This is a genomic window from Parabacteroides sp. AD58, assembly GCF_023744375.2.
In the GTDB taxonomy this organism is placed as follows: domain Bacteria; phylum Bacteroidota; class Bacteroidia; order Bacteroidales; family Tannerellaceae; genus Parabacteroides; species Parabacteroides absconsus.
Genome location: NZ_CP146284.1, coordinates 2566118 through 2581387, shown reverse-complemented (window position 1 = coordinate 2581387; position 15270 = coordinate 2566118). Strand labels below are relative to the sequence as shown.

At 43.3% G+C, this 15270-nt stretch carries 12 protein-coding genes; 9 read left to right on the top strand and 3 right to left on the bottom strand.

The annotated features are described in order from the left end of the window. Positions 1 to 108: 108 nt before the first annotated feature. The gene (locus NEE14_RS11140) at positions 109 to 2544 is read right to left on the bottom strand and encodes a hypothetical protein (RefSeq protein WP_251967827.1); all 2436 of its coding nucleotides are present in this window, start codon (positions 2542 to 2544) and stop codon (positions 109 to 111) included. Positions 2545 to 2603: 59 nt separating this feature from the next. On the opposite strand from NEE14_RS11140, the gene NEE14_RS11135 reads away from it, so the two are divergent. Both NEE14_RS11135 and NEE14_RS11130 read left to right on the top strand, forming a co-directional pair. Further along, a complete protein-coding gene (locus NEE14_RS11135; RefSeq protein WP_251967828.1) occupies positions 2604 to 2768 on the top strand; it encodes a hypothetical protein in 165 nt (54 codons plus the stop codon). A 141-nt stretch (positions 2769 to 2909) separates the two neighbouring features. After that, positions 2910 to 3686, top strand: coding sequence for a DUF6261 family protein (locus tag NEE14_RS11130; RefSeq protein WP_251967829.1), 777 nt, complete (start codon positions 2910 to 2912; stop codon positions 3684 to 3686). Positions 3687 to 3767: 81 nt separating this feature from the next. On the opposite strand, the gene NEE14_RS11125 is transcribed toward NEE14_RS11130, so the two are convergent. Then, positions 3768 to 5204, bottom strand: a complete 1437-nt coding sequence (locus NEE14_RS11125) for a Gfo/Idh/MocA family oxidoreductase (RefSeq protein ID WP_251967830.1) — start codon at positions 5202 to 5204, stop codon at positions 3768 to 3770. Positions 5205 to 5384: 180 nt separating this feature from the next. On the opposite strand from NEE14_RS11125, the gene NEE14_RS11120 reads away from it, so the two are divergent. Both NEE14_RS11120 and NEE14_RS11115 read left to right on the top strand, forming a co-directional pair. Further along, positions 5385 to 6932: a glycine--tRNA ligase gene (locus NEE14_RS11120; RefSeq protein WP_251967831.1), complete on the top strand. Its 1548-nt coding sequence runs from the start codon at positions 5385 to 5387 to the stop codon at positions 6930 to 6932. A gap of 1 nt (position 6933) precedes the next feature. Beyond that, positions 6934 to 7506 carry an FKBP-type peptidyl-prolyl cis-trans isomerase gene (locus NEE14_RS11115; RefSeq protein ID WP_251967832.1) on the top strand — a complete coding sequence of 191 codons (573 nt, stop codon included), beginning with the start codon at positions 6934 to 6936 and terminating at the stop codon, positions 7504 to 7506. 130 nt (positions 7507 to 7636) lie between these two features. Here the strand turns inward: NEE14_RS11115 and NEE14_RS11110 are convergent, their stop codons facing one another. Continuing rightward, positions 7637 to 8695, bottom strand: coding sequence for a PDDEXK nuclease domain-containing protein (locus NEE14_RS11110; RefSeq protein ID WP_251967833.1), 1059 nt, complete (start codon positions 8693 to 8695; stop codon positions 7637 to 7639). A 515-nt stretch (positions 8696 to 9210) separates the two neighbouring features. On the opposite strand from NEE14_RS11110, the gene NEE14_RS11105 reads away from it, so the two are divergent. From NEE14_RS11105 to NEE14_RS11085, 5 genes are all read left to right on the top strand, one after another. Further along, positions 9211 to 10458, top strand: a complete 1248-nt coding sequence (locus NEE14_RS11105) for an efflux RND transporter periplasmic adaptor subunit (protein ID WP_251967834.1) — start codon at positions 9211 to 9213, stop codon at positions 10456 to 10458. 97 nt (positions 10459 to 10555) lie between these two features. Continuing rightward, on the top strand, positions 10556 to 11827 hold the full coding sequence (locus NEE14_RS11100; protein ID WP_251967835.1) for an ABC transporter permease: 1272 nt from the start codon (positions 10556 to 10558) through the stop codon (positions 11825 to 11827). 18 nt (positions 11828 to 11845) lie between these two features. Next, the gene (locus NEE14_RS11095; protein WP_251967836.1) at positions 11846 to 13105 is read left to right on the top strand and encodes an ABC transporter permease; all 1260 of its coding nucleotides are present in this window, start codon (positions 11846 to 11848) and stop codon (positions 13103 to 13105) included. Between the two features lie 120 nt (positions 13106 to 13225). Continuing rightward, entirely contained in the window at positions 13226 to 13894 is a 669-nt protein-coding gene (locus tag NEE14_RS11090; protein WP_022454595.1) for an ABC transporter ATP-binding protein, read from the top strand. Positions 13895 to 13999: 105 nt separating this feature from the next. Further along, the gene (locus NEE14_RS11085) at positions 14000 to 15268 is read left to right on the top strand and encodes an ABC transporter permease (RefSeq protein ID WP_251967837.1); all 1269 of its coding nucleotides are present in this window, start codon (positions 14000 to 14002) and stop codon (positions 15266 to 15268) included. The last annotated feature ends 2 nt before the right edge of the window (positions 15269 to 15270 follow it).

Here is a 15270-nt window from a genome sequence, read left to right as displayed (position 1 = left end):
GGAAAAAGAAAAGCGTAGAAATGCCCACCTATCAGCGGGTAGCCGGGAAGTTTCGGGGGTAATTATTTTGCTAACCTATAAGTAGCATCGCCGTTTTTATAAGCGATGCTATTTTTTTAGGAAACCATATTCATATACTTTAGGCTCTATTTTTTGAGCAAGTGTTTTGAGGTTCTCTCGTAAAGTGGCGATCAATTGGGTATAGCGAGCATCATTACTGCTATTGTTCATCTTACCTTTCTCGTTTTTCCCTTGAAAATACAACCGGATATCATAGAGGGCTGCGTTTGGATTGGCGTCTGGTTGTGCATGATAATAACGCCACAATTCCCGTCCGGCATCCATCACCTCTTGTGCTTCTTCTGAAAATACCAAAGGGGTTATTTCGTTTTTAGTCTGATCGAATAGTTCAATCTGAGTATGCTCTTTTTTGCTGCACTTTCCTTGAATATAATTACTCATGAAATTGCTTTGGAATTTTTCTTTGGCATTTACCTCTTGTTCTGTAAAAGGAATCCAGTGGTTTATGCCGAATTCGCTTTGAATATTGTTGTTGAATAGTGTATAGGCCAAACAATCTGCTTGAAATTCGTTGTCTGTCTGCCATCCATCGTTCGGATAGAGGAACTGATCACGGTCGTTGAGCCATGTGGCTTCGATACTTTTACGAACAGCAAAATAAACAGCCGCCAACCCTACATTATCATAGTTGATGTAAAATTGTCCTGCTTCTTTGTTATAGATCATGTTCTGATGAACGATTTGGACCATATTCTGATTTTGAAAATCATTTCCTTTAAAAGGAAACTTTCCAATGATATTTGTTGCATCCTTTTTCCCTCTAAAAGGTTTTATCCATTCGTTCATATAGAGAGCCAGATCATAGGCTTGATATGTTTTTTTTGTAATAAAATCCCCTTTTCTATTATAAACATCGGCTTCGGCAGAGATAAAAGGTATTTTAATTTTTGTATCCCAAACCATGAAACCAATAGGGAATTGTCCTTTTACATTATCGAATGTGTTGGCCGGAATCACAAAAAATTGACCGAGCTTCGCTCGAAAAAATTTCCGGAAATCGGCGAAGTGTGGTCCTTGCAGAATTTTCAACTTTGAAAATTCTGCAAGGACCACTGAGGGGATTTCGAGGTATATTCGCGTGAAAAATTGTACGAATAGCTCTGCATTTCCTTGTCCAAGCAATGATTTATATTTTTTATTCACCATGCTTTGTTCTACTGCATTTTTACCTTTTCCTCCTTTTAACGTCTTGGTATCGCTTGCCTCCGCATACGGAGGATTGATATAGATGACAAGTTTCTTTCGTTTTTCTTCATCGTTGATAATATCCTGCAAGGGTTGTGGCAATTTAGTAAACGGGTCATTCAAGAAGTCGAATTGAAAGACATGGTTATGTAAAAGATTGGCTCCGTTTTCAATGCGGTCGTGCATCACATCCACATCTGCCTGATCGAGCGTTGATGCCCAAATGTTATATTTGTTGCTAAGCCCGTTCAGCAAATTACCTGTTCCTGCCGCACAATCCCATATATAATACTCGTCTTGCCAGTCTTCACCCAATTCGGCGGCCAGATATTCTTGTGATAACTCTACCCATTGTTGGGGCGTGAAGTATGAGCCTTTACGCTCGCGCACATCTTGGGGGACGAGGCGGTCGCGGCGGGTGACGATACTTTCCCAATATTCTTTCTTGGGCGGTCGGACATAATGATTCCAAAACTGGGTATGAGCTACGCCGCCGTCCATAAATTCAGCTATCTGCTGTTCTGTCAGTCCTGCATCGTTTATTTTCCGGTCTAATATATACCGGTTGTTTTTCAACAAAACAAATAGTTTGTCTTTCAGGGTCAGGTTATCTTTCGACAAGACATCTGCTAAGAAGAAATCCGCATCTAATATACCGCTGGCTTTTGCCGTATCCCAACTGATGTTGATCGACGGTTTTACCAATTTACACCAATGCTGGTAGATATGTGTCAGGTTTGAGAGATTGATACGCTTTTTGGTGACCCGTTTGATGTTTTTTTTGAAGTTGGCCCGGATAAAAGCGCGCAGTTCTTTGTTGTTATCTTTAAAATGGTAGAAGAGCAGGTTCTTTTCGATCGTTTCTTTTACCATGTTATATAATTGGCGGAATTCTTTGCTGTCGTGGTTGCTGGGCGTGACGTTCCAATTAAAATCATTCTGATAAAATACTTCGCTTACATTTTCGTAAGGCAGGAAAGCTATTTTTTCCGCATCAAATGCTCCTAAGAAGAAAGGCGGCTGGTAATGGTCGAAAGTACGGGCTTTGCCGATCGTCAGGATCAGTTGAACGAATGACTCGTAGATGTCTTTCTTCGTTCCGGCCTTCGCTTCTGCCCAAAGTAAATATTCCGTTTCGAACAAAGCTGCGCTATCGTGTGGCATAGCAATACAGAAATCTATTTTCCCGATGATTTGTGTGCTGTCGAATTCGGCAAAATAATCGTGTGCCACTTTGTTTTTCAATTCTTCCTCTTGCAAATGAATGTCGTATGCCATGTTTTTCCCTTTCCCTATTGTTATTTTGCAAATGTAATAAATGTGTAGGATAAAAAAAGATGAAAGAAATAGAGGTTTTAGTGTTGGGAAAGGTTTTTTGGGGAAAAAACACCGGGAACTCTGTCGCTAACCCATTTCCTCGTAAAAAAGGGCTTCCGAGCCCGTCGATTGCCTATTTTTTAGAAAAAATCGGCTTGCGATTGCGTCGACAGGGCTTTTTTTGAAAAAAATGGGGTGTCGACGGAGTTTCTGGTGCTTTTTTTCGGAAGAATGGATTATCGACGGAAAATAAGCCTTACAATCCTTTCTTTTGTAGGAATAATCTGTATATTTGCCTCAGTGTTAATTTAAAAAAGGAGAATATTATGGTAAAGATCATAACTTTTAATTTGGCTCACCTCCGCATCGAAGAAGACTTCGCTTTCCACCAACGTGTTCAGCAATATGCCGAAGAATTGCCTACGACCGGGGCTTTGATTGCCGAAGGTTTGCCGGAAACATCGGTTACTTTCCTGACGACGGGCGTGGATACGCACAAAACGGCGGTGGATGGTTTGGACAGTGCGTTGAAGGTCTCTACTACAGTGCCTTCGGCCAAACGGGTAGCGGAAAAGGATGCGGAGCGCGATTATGCGTGGACGGGATTATACAACTATATCAAGGCGATGACTGCCCATCCGGAAGAATCGGTGGCGGTTGCTGCCGAGAAAGCGTTGGTTATTTTGGATAAATACGGGAATCCGACAGCCAAGCCACAACTCGAGGAAAGTGGTATCTTGCATAATTTGTTGCAGGAATTGAACCAGACGAAAGAGATGGGCGATTTCACAGACCTGGATATCGAACCGTGGTTGACTCGCTTGGAAAATGCGGAAACTTCATTCTTAAACGCTACGGATGCCAAGGTGCAGGAAGAGGCTGCCCGCGAAGTGGGGCTTTCGAAGCAGGCGCGCCAAGCTGCCGACGATGCTTATCGGAAGTTGGTAGATATTGTCAATATGTTGGCAGCCATGCACGGCGATGAGAAATTCGCGACCTTCATCGGCAACGTGAATGCCCTCGTCGAACAACAACGGACGAAATTGAAAGCCCGTGCTACAAACAGCGCGAAGAAAGAAGACGAAGGCATGATCAAGTTCTAAACGGACAGATACATCTGCAAACAAGGTTTCAGACATATCAATGGAAGATGATCTGAAACCTTGTTTTCTTATAATAAGACCTTATACATTATAATACTGTTCCCAGCCTTTACGTGGCGGTTCGCCTACGAGCATCTGGTTGGCAAATGGATCGTTGGTGATCTGTTTAGTATCACGGTCGAATACCAGCTTGCGGTTCAGTCGCTGCGCCAAAACACCGAGGCAGAATACCTGACTTAACGGACCGGCGATCTCGAACGGCGAGCGGGTCTTTTCTTTTCCTTGGCAAGCCAGCAGGAAGTTGGCATAATGGTTCGACGGACTCTTCGGAACTTCCGGTAATTTGGATGCCATTTCTTTTGCCTTTTCTTCCGGAATGATCGACAACGTGCTGCCGTGTGAACCACCTTTGAAGGTCAATGTCTTCGAATAGATCTCTTTACCCGGATTCAACTTGGCGGGTTGTATCTTTCCACCGGCTACGGTCGGGATGTTCGGATCGATTTCCGAAACGCCGTAACCTTCAGGTACAGCCGGAATATTATCCAGTCCGTCGTACCAGGTAACATCTACAGCCGGCATGTTGCCGCGTTCGGGGAAGCGGAACAACAGCGTAGAAGACATCGGGTAGAAGAACGGATTATGATCTTTCAGATAAAGCGGATTGACTTCTGTAGGTAATCCTAAGTCGAGGAACTCGTGGGCTGTATCCAAAATATGTGCACCCCAGTCGCCCAAAGCTCCCATACCGAAATCATACCAGCAGCGCCATTGTCCTAAATGATAATCGTGGTTATAAGCATGATACTGGCAAACGCCCAGCCAGGTATCCCAGTCCATCGTTTCCGGAACAGGCTCGCCCATTGGCATGTGTTTGATATTCGGGTTCCAGCCGTGCCAGCGGCGCGGACTGTTCATGTGTGCCGTAATGGCTGTCACATCTTTGATGATACCCGCTTCTTTCCAGGCTTTAAACTGGAAATAATTGGCTTCGGAGTGGCCTTGGTTACCCATCTGGGTGACTACTCCGTATTTCTTGGCGGCACGCATCATAACTTCGATCTCATTGAAAGTACGTGCCATTGGTTTCTCTACATACACGTGTTTGCCGTGTGCCATGGCTTCAATGGTGATCGGGAAGTGTGAATGGTCGGGAACACCCACTGTAACGGCATCGATTTTGTCTGCCATCTGGTCGAACATCTGCCGGAAGTCCTGGAAACGGGGAACTTTCGGGAACATCGAGATGATTTCCTGGGTATGTTTGGCTCCCATATCCACATCACAGAGGGCAACTACGTTACACAGTCCGGTATTATACAATTCTTTGGCAATTTCACCACCACGGTTTCCGATACCGATAAAGGCAATATTTACTCGGTCATTGGCACTGACAAAGGGATTCTTAGGCATGGTATTAGCTTTTGCCGGAATCCAGAAGGAAGGAATCACTGAAGCAGCCGATAGTGCCAGCGCGCTCTTCAGGAACTTTCTACGGGATATTTCTGAATGCATCATGATTAAAGGAATGATTTAAGTCAACTATTATAGATAATTTTGTCGTAAAGATAGCATTTTTATGGAAGATTCATTATGTTTTCCAACAAATTACAGAAAGAAGTGATAAAATATTTTGAAAAAATCGCTTACTTTGCAAGCTGATAAATCAAGCTAGAAAAGATTATTAAAAGATTCGATATGGCACAAGAAGATGTTTTTAAGAAATTAGTATCGCACTGTAAAGAATACGGTTTCGTATTCCCTTCATCCGAAATTTATGATGGCCTGGGTGCTGTTTATGATTATGGACAGAACGGTGTAGAGTTGAAGAACAACATTAAGAAATACTGGTGGGATAGCATGACTTTGCTGCATGAGAATGTAGTGGGCATTGATTCGGCTATCTTTATGCACCCGACAATCTGGAAAGCTTCCGGCCATGTGGATGCTTTCAATGATCCGTTGATCGATAATAAAGATTCCAAGAAACGCTATCGTGCCGATGTCCTGATTGAAGATCATTTGGCTAAGATAGAAGAAAAGATAAATAAGGAAGTTGCCAAGGCAGCCAAGAAGTTTGGCGATGCTTTTGACGAGGCTCAGTTCCGTGCAACCAATCCGCGTGTGTTGGAGCACCAGGCAAAGTGGAACGAAATCCACGAACGCTATTCAAAGGATATGAACGAATCGAACTTCGAGGACTTGCGCCAGCTGATTCTGGATTGCGACATCGTTTGTCCGATTTCAGGTACGCGTAACTGGACAGACGTTCGTCAGTTCAACCTGATGTTCTCTACTGAAATGGGTTCAACAGCCGATGGTTCGATGAAGGTTTATCTGCGTCCGGAAACGGCTCAGGGTATCTTTGTAAACTTCCTGAATGTACAAAAGACAGGCCGTATGAAGGTTCCGTTCGGTATTGCCCAGATCGGTAAAGCTTTCCGTAACGAGATCGTTGCCCGTCAGTTTATCTTCCGTATGCGTGAATTCGAACAGATGGAAATGCAGTTCTTTGTTCGTCCGGGTGAAGAAATGGAATGGTTCAAGAAATGGAAAGCTACTCGTTTGAAATGGCATCAGGCTTTGGGGTTGGGTAATGAGAAATATCGTTTCCATGACCATGAGAAGTTGGCTCACTATGCGAATGCTGCTACTGATATCGAATTCGAAATGCCGTTCGGTTTCAAGGAAGTGGAAGGTATTCACAGTCGTACTAACTTCGACTTGAGCCAGCATGAGAAATTCTCAGGAAAGAAAATCCAATATTTTGATCCGGAATTGAACCAGAGCTATACTCCGTACGTCATCGAAACTTCTATTGGTGTTGACCGTATGTTCTTGAGTGTGATGGCCGGTTCTTATTGCGAAGAGACTTTGGAAAACGGCGAAACACGCGTCGTCCTGAAGTTACCGGCAGCATTGGCTCCGATCAAATTGGCTGTTCTCCCATTGGTAAAGAAAGACGGTCTGCCTGAAAAAGCAGAAGAAATCATGCAGATGCTGCGTTTGGATTTCCGTTGCCAGTATGATGAAAAGGATTCAATTGGTAAGCGTTATCGTCGTCAGGATGCTATCGGTACTCCGTACTGCATCACTGTCGATCATGATACATTGAAAGATAATTGCGTAACCATCCGTTTCCGTGATACGATGGAACAGGAACGTGTCAGCATCGACCAGTTGCATGACATTATCTCTGAGAAAGTAAGCATGAGAAGTTTGTTGAAGAAAATAGTAGAAGAATAACATGAAAAAGTATTGGCACATTACATGGATGTTGGTAGTCATGCTGTTCACTTTGGCGGCATGCAGTGATGATGATGATAAAATAGTAATTGATGAGGCTTGGAAAGAAATAAATCTGGCCGCCTTCGATGCCCGTTTACAGGATGCAAAGACTGATACGACCTTGTTTACCATCAATTCGGAAAGTGGTAACGGACAAATCATCTGCAAGATTCTGAAGAAAGGCGAAGGTACGGAGACGATTTATTACACCAGTAAGGTTAAATGTTACTACAAAGGCTGTTTTGTGACCAATGAAGATGGAAATGTTATTAGCGACCGGAATAATGTACTGGCACAAGGCGAAGTTTTTGACTCAGCTTTGAGAGAGAACAGCGACGATCCGTTAGAAACGTCGGTCAGTGGTGTGGTAGATGGTTGGACAACCGCTTTGCAGCACATGCACGAAGGAGATATCTGGGAAGTCTGGGTTCCTTATCAATTGGGATATGGCGTTTCTGGATACGGTGACAATATCAAGCCTTATACGACATTGGTATTCCAGGTCGAAGTAAAGGAAATCGTTGAACAATAACAACATTTGTAAAATAGCCGGTTTTTCCCCGGCAAAAGGTTATTCCTAAAAAAGGAGAGCCTTCACCTCAAAGAGTTTATACTTTCGGGGTGGAGGCTTTTTCATATACGATACAAGCGCTTCTCTGGATTTAAAGATTTTCATTTTGTAAATAGTAAATCATTTTCTGATTCTCTATTTCTGCCCTCAGTTCTTCTTCACTCGGAAGATAGAGTTTATATTTACTTGCAAATAGCTGTTCGTTTCCATGTAAAATGGAATATCTTGCTATATCCTCATCTGTATCTGCACAAAGCACAATCCCTAATGTTGGATTATCTCCTTCGGTACGTTTTAATTCATCATACATCCGAATATACATATCCATTTGTCCTACATCCTGATGAGTTATTTTGTTTGTTTTTAAATCAATTAGGACAAAACATTTCAAAATGTAGTTATAAAAGACAAGATCAATATAATAATCTTGTTTCTCTGTATGAATATGTTGTTGGCGAGCTACAAAAGCATATCCTTTCCCCATTTCCATGAGGAACTTTTGTAGATTATCGATAATTGCTCTTTCAAGGTTAGATTCAGTAAAATCCTGTAAATCTGTTGTTATCCCTAAAAATTCAGCGATAATAGGATTCTTGATGAATTCTAATTTATTAGATTGTGGGAGTGGTTTCGTATTTTGTATTATTTCCTGTTTCACCAGTTCTTTATGTTGTGATAAGAGCAATCTATGATAATATTGAGATGAAATGTTTCGTTGTAATGTTCGTACATTCCATGTTTGGATTAACGCTTCATTCGCATACCAATTTCTTACATGGGTGTCATTTATCTGTAATAATACACGGTAATGAGTCCATGAAAGAAGGTTTGTAGATGATTTTCCACTCAGCGAGTGGAAAATTTCTGGAAACTTTCTGAAAAAGTCCATGAATTGATAGAGATTTGTTTTCGTAAACCCTTTACCATATAATTTCGTTAGTTGTTCAGATAATTGTTTTATTAATTCAGAACCGTATTTAGCGCGTTCATCTCCTTGTAATATTTCTTCAGCTATACGTTTACCAAGTAGCCAATTACGTTTCACTAATGCTATATTGATAGATTGATAGGCAAACGACTGGGCTGTCTCGATGATTTGTTTTGTATCGTCAAGAATGCTATTGGTTTTATTATATTGTATATCCTTCATTTCTTAATGCAAATACTTGTTTTTATTATGTATTCTTCCCTTCACAAATATAGTAATTTCCAAAATCTGCGTTTGAAGCTTTAGCTCGAAAAGCAAAAATTATTACGTAACGAACCGTTATGTGTGTTGTATAAATTCATGCCTATGTTTTCATCATTTTGTGCCTACCTTTTTATCAAAACACGCCGGCTTTTTTCAGTATCCATATTATCACTGCTGAAATCCTCATTTGCGCAGCTAAAACTTCGATTTTAACCGTGAAAAGTGCACAAAGTAAAGTATAGTAAAGTATATTTATTATTGAGAGAGAGAGTAGCGCGCCCGCGCGCGAAAACAATCAATCATGTAGATTGAAAATTGATGGTTCTTTGTTGTCCATTGTCCATTCTCAATTGGTTATTGTCCGTTTCCGAACACTTGTTAGAAAAGCCTGTCTTGTAAATCAATGATTTATCTTTTTGGCACGGCTTTTGCCTCGTAGGTTGGCAAATAAGATCAGTTAAGAAGAAAGTCGTATGGATAGAGAAATATCAAAAGAACAGCGGAATCGGGAGAAACGCCGGATGTGGATGAAATGGGGCGGAATGGTTGTGGTTGGTATAGCAGCCGTGATAGCCTTGATGCAGCTGATGCAGGAAAGTCTGCATGAGCGGGATATTGTCTTTTCGGTGGTAGATGAGGGCAGTATCGATGTGTCGGTGAGTGCTTCGGGCAAGGTCGTTCCGGCATTCGAGGAGATTATCAATTCGCCCATTAATTCCCGTATTTTGGAAGTGTATAAGAAAGGGGGAGATTCGGTGGAAGTAGGGACACCGATCTTACGCCTGGATTTGCTGAGTGCGGAAACGGATTATAAGAAGCAGCTCGATGAAGTGCAGATGAATGAACTGAAGTTGGAACAGCTGCGCATCCAGAACCGGAGCAAACTGTCGGAAATGGAAATGCAGTTGAAAGTCTCTCGGATGGAACTGAACCGGAAAGCGGTGGAACTGCGCAACGAACAATACTTGGATAGTCTGGGTGCCGGAACGACTGATAAAGTGCGTCAGGTGGAATTGGATTACAATGTGAGCAAGCTGAAACTGGAAGAGGATGAACAGAAGTTTATCAACGAACAGGCAACAGCAGATGCCGACCTTAAAGTGAAAGAACTGGAATTGAATATTGCCCGCAAGACTTTGGCGGAAACCAAACGGACCCTCGATGATGCCCGGATCAAAGCGCCGCGGAAAGCAATTCTGACATATGTGAATACAGATATCGGTGCACAGGTGGCACAAGGAGAGAAGGTGGCGATTGTATCGGATTTGTCGCATTTCAAGATAGAAGGCGAGATTGCGGATACGTATGGCGACCGTATTGCTGCCGGCAGCCGGGCTATCGTGAAAGTCGGAAAGGAAGAATTGGCGGGAACTGTGACGGATGTTACTCCGTTGTCGAAGAATGGCGTGATGTCTTTCTCAGTCCGTTTGGAGCAAGACAATCACAAGCGGCTTCGTTCGGGCTTGAAAACGGATGTGTATGTCCTGACAGCCGTGAAGGATTCGGTGATGCGTATTGCCAACGGCAGTTATTACGTCGGTCCGGGTGAATACGAACTGTTTGTCCGCTCAGGAAATGAGTTGCTGAAACGGAAAGTCCAGTTGGGCGACAGTAATTATGAACTGGTAGAAGTCGTCAGCGGACTGAAGCCCGGCGATCAGGTCGTTGTTTCAGACATGAGCAATTATAAGAATAAGAGAAAGATGAAATTGGAGAAATAGAGGAAACAAGTTGACAAGTTAACAAGGTCATGGAAAGGTGTTCAAAACCTTGTCAACTCGTCAACGGGTTAACTTATTAACTATAAACCTAACATATATGCTTAAACAATACATCAAACAGGCATTTCAGATGCTGAAAGAGAACCGGCTGGTGAGTACGATCTCGATTATAGGAACGGCCATTTCCATTACGATGATCATGATGGTCGTGCTGGTGCTGCAAGTTCAGGTAGTCAATTATTATCCGGAAGAACATCGTGACCGGATGCTTTATGTGGAAGATGGAACTTGTGTTAAAAGTGAGGAGTCACAAAATAACGGTAATATGTCTGACGAAGCTGTGAAGGAATGTTTCTATTCCCTGAAAATTCCAGAGGCTGTAACTGCTTATGTGAAGGAGACGGAACCCGTCTCTACTTTGGATAAGCGTAATTATACAGCTTATACCGTGAAGATGGTGGATCTTAATTTCTGGAAAATCTTTTCCTTCCATTTCATCAAAGGTGGACCTTTCACAGAAGCTGACTTTGAGTCTGGTATCCGACAGGTGATTGTTTCGGAATGGATGGCCAGAGAGTTGTTTGGAACGGTTGATGTTGTCGGAAAAGAAGTAAAGCTTAATGCGGGTATAGGACGTATTTGTGGAGTTGTGGAGAATGTCAGTAAAGCTGCTGCGACTGCCTATGCAGATGTTTGGTATCCTTATACTGCCTGGCCTTTATTGAAGACTTCGCAGGACTTGGAGAATATGATTGGAAATTTCAATGTTGTTCTGTTAGCAAAGAAGTCGAGTGACTTTGATGCTATCCGGAAAGAGTTACAACAGCAGATTGCCCGGTATAATGCCACTAAAGAGAAATATTCAATCTCGTTCTTTGAGAATCCCATTACGCAATGGGACAAGGCAATGGGGTCAATTGGACAGATTTATGTGGATTGGAAAGACTTTTGGTTGGAAACAGGTGGGGCAATGCTCTTCTTGTTGCTTGTTCCGGTATTGAACTTGTTGGGCGTGACGCAATCGTCCATCCGAAAGCGGCAGGCGGAAATTGGAGTCCGTAAAGCTTTCGGAGCCACGAGTGTACAAATTGTGCGCCAGGTCCTATATGAGAACGGATTGATGTCATTACTGGGCGGTATGTTGGGATTGGTATTTTCCTGGGCCTTGTTTCCTTTGTGTAAAGACTTCTTGCTTAAGGCAAGCAACACGGAGTTGAGAGCCGAAATGCTGTTCCGCCCCGAGGCTTTCGTCCTTGCTTTGCTCTTTTGTATGTTGATCAATCTGCTTTCGGCAGGATTACCTGCTTGGTGGATTTCGCGTAAGCCAATTTGTGAGGCCTTGAAGAATGGAGAAGAAACGAATAAATAACGATAAAACAGGATTTATATGATAAAGCATCTTTTGACTTTGATTTGGAACCAACGAAGCGGGAATGTTTGGATCTTCCTGGAATTACTATTGGTAACGGCTATGTTGTGGGTGATGGCCGATTCTTTATTGGTTGATGCGTATACCTATCGGCAACCTTTGGGATATGACATCACGAATACGTATAGTGTTGAATTTAACAAGGAGTTCGACTCCTCATCACCTGATTCTTTACAAGACGCGGAAAGTGATTCCGAAAATTTTCTTCGTTTACTGGATAATCTACGACATTGTCCGGAAGTGGAGGCTGTTGGTTTATCGGCTGCAGCCATTCCTTATACCTACAGTCGTAGATTCAGAAATGGGTTGATATCGGAGAATGATACAGCCTATAATTCGCAAGTGTGGAGATGGTATGTCGCTACACCGGATTATTGTCGGGTATTTCGGATGAAAACGCCTGACGGGAAACCTTTATACGACGAAATTATGCGTCATCCGGGAAATGTAGTTCTTCCTGAGAATGTAGTGGAAGGATTGTTTGGTACATCCATGGCTGTTGGTAAGAAAATAAAGACAGATCCGGAATCTAACCCGATGGAAGTAGCTGCCGTGATGCAGCCAATGAGGGAGAGAGAATTTGATAAAGCCATTGGTCATTATTTGACTTGTCTAAAGACCGATCAGGAAGTGAGCGATCTGATCACTGAACAAGGTGTTTATTATATCCAATGTCTTCTTCGGATGAAAGACGGCTTCAAAGCAGAAGATATGAATGCATTCCTGCAAGCGCAAGGAGATCGGTTACAAGTTGGGGATTTGTATGTTTCCACCCTGAAACCCATCAGTGAATACCGGGCTGATATGTTGAAGCCTCGTTTGGACAATCAGAAGAAAAAGATTGCCATGGTCGGGTTCATGCTGGTGAATATCTTCTTTGGGATTGTCGGTACCTTCTGGTTACGCACGCAGTCACGGCGGGCAGAAATCGGGTTGCGGGCAGCTGTCGGTGCCTCAAAAGCACAGTTACGCCGGGAATTATTCCTCGAAGGGCTTTTCCTGTTGGCGCTGACTTTACCTTTCCTGCTGATCTTCTTGGTAAATATGTTGTATCTGGATATGCCCGATACGTATCGGCTGGCTTATACCTGGTGGCGCTTCCTGATTACCTTATCGGTTTCTTATCTGTTGATGGGCGGTATGATTTACCTGGGTATTCGCATTCCAGCCAATAAGATTACCCGAATGAATCCGGCAGAAACATTGCATTATGAATAGAAGAAACAAGGGTACGAGTTGACAAGGGGACAAGGTCAGAAAGGTGTTCAAAACCTTGTCAACTCGTCAACTGGTTAACTTGTCAACTTATAAACTAACAAACTTTAAAACTTAAATAATATGATCACATTAACAAATTTAGAGAAAGTATATCGGACAAAAGAGATTGAAACCGTAGCCTTGGAAAATGTAAATCTGACAGTAGATAAAGGTGAATTCCTGAGTATTATGGGACCATCCGGTTGTGGAAAGTCAACCCTGCTGAATATTATGGGATTGCTTGATCAGCCAACGCGCGGAACGGTAGAGATTGCCGGTGTACAAACCGCATCGATGGACGATAAGCAACTGGCGGCCTTCCGTAACAAGACACTGGGCTTTGTCTTCCAGTCTTTCCATCTGATCAATTCCCTCAATGTATTGGACAATGTAGAGCTGCCGCTTTTGTACCGGCCGCATGTATCAGCCAAAGAACGCCGGGAAGCAGCCATCGCCGTCTTGGAGAAAGTCGGTCTGTCACATCGTATGCGTCATTTCCCGACACAGCTTTCCGGAGGTCAGTGTCAGCGTGTCGCTATTGCCCGTGCCATTATCGGGAATCCGGAAATCATCCTGGCCGATGAGCCGACCGGTAACTTGGATTCCAAGATGGGAGCGGAAGTAATGGAAATCTTGCATAAGCTGAATCAGGAAGACGGGCGTACCATTGTCATGGTAACACACAATGAAAACCAGGCAAAGCAGACTTCACGCATTGTGCATTTCTTTGATGGACGTCAGATTCAATAACGGAGGTACAAGTTGACGAGTTGACAAGGATACAAGCTATCGGATAAAGTGCCTTCTTGTTAACGGATAAACTAACAAACTGACAAACTTAAAAACTTACCAAGTATGCCAAGCATAAACTCATATATCAAACAATCCTGGCGGTTGCTGCGGCAAAATCGGCTGGCGGCCTTGCTTTCCATCTTAGGAACGGCTTTGGCGATTTGTATGATCATGGTCTTTGTGATCTTGTTCATAGCCAATACAGCAGCCTTTAAGCCGGAAAGCCACCGTGCGGATACCTATTACGTCACGTATGTAAAGACGGAAGGAAAAGCTGACGGGCGACGCATCGCCATGACGGGCTTAGGTTTACCTTTTATCAAAGAATGCTTTTATCCGTTGCAATCAGCCGAAGCTGTCACGGCAGTGGTGCGTGACATCTGGCAGAAACAAATCTTGCTGTCGATGGATGGAAGGAATACAGTTACTGCCTCTATTCTGGAAACTGATACGGCTTTCTGGCATGTGTATAACTTTGACTTTGTTACAGGAAATCCTTTCTCGAAAGCTACTTTTGAGAGTGGGTTGCACGAGGCTGTTATCAGTGAAAAAGTGGCCCGTTCCATATTCGGCACCGAACAGGTAGTGGGAAAAGAGCTGAAGATTAACTTCCAAGTGTATCGGGTGTGTGGCGTGGTGAAAGATGTATCGCGCTTTGCCGACAAAGCCTGGGCAGATGTGTGGATTCCTTATACAGCCGGAACGCATCTGTTTTATAACATGGAAGGAATAGGAGGATCCTTCGAATGCTATATGCTCTTGAAGAAAGGACATAACCGGGAAGATTTGCGGCAGGAACTACTGAAGCGTATTGACAACTTTAATGCCGGTCTCTCGGATGTGCAGGCCAATATCCTGCATCAGCCTTTCTCTCATCTGGAAAAGTGGATGGGTGGAGAAAATTCGGAAGTATCGGTAGGAAAAGTGTTTCTGCGGTTTGGGGTGATCGCGTTTATCATCCTGTTGGTGCCGGCATTGAATATTTCCGGTATTATCCTGGCATGGACACGTAAACGGATTCCAGAGTTTGCCTTGCGACAAGCTTATGGAGCCACACGGCAGCGTATTATGTCGCAAGTTCTGCTGGAGAATCTGTTAGTGACATTGATTGGCGGCTTGTTGGGATTTATACTTTCGTATGTTGCTCTTGCCTGCATGAGCGACTGGCTGATGATTACCTCGTTGGGACAGGAACAGCTTTCGCTCCAGATGGTAAACGGCTGGGTATTTATTGCCGTTTTTATTCTTTGTCTATTGTTAAACCTGCTTTCGGCTGTATTCCCGGCCTGGAAAGCGACTCGGCAGCAAATCTCCGAGGCTTTAAACAGTTAATG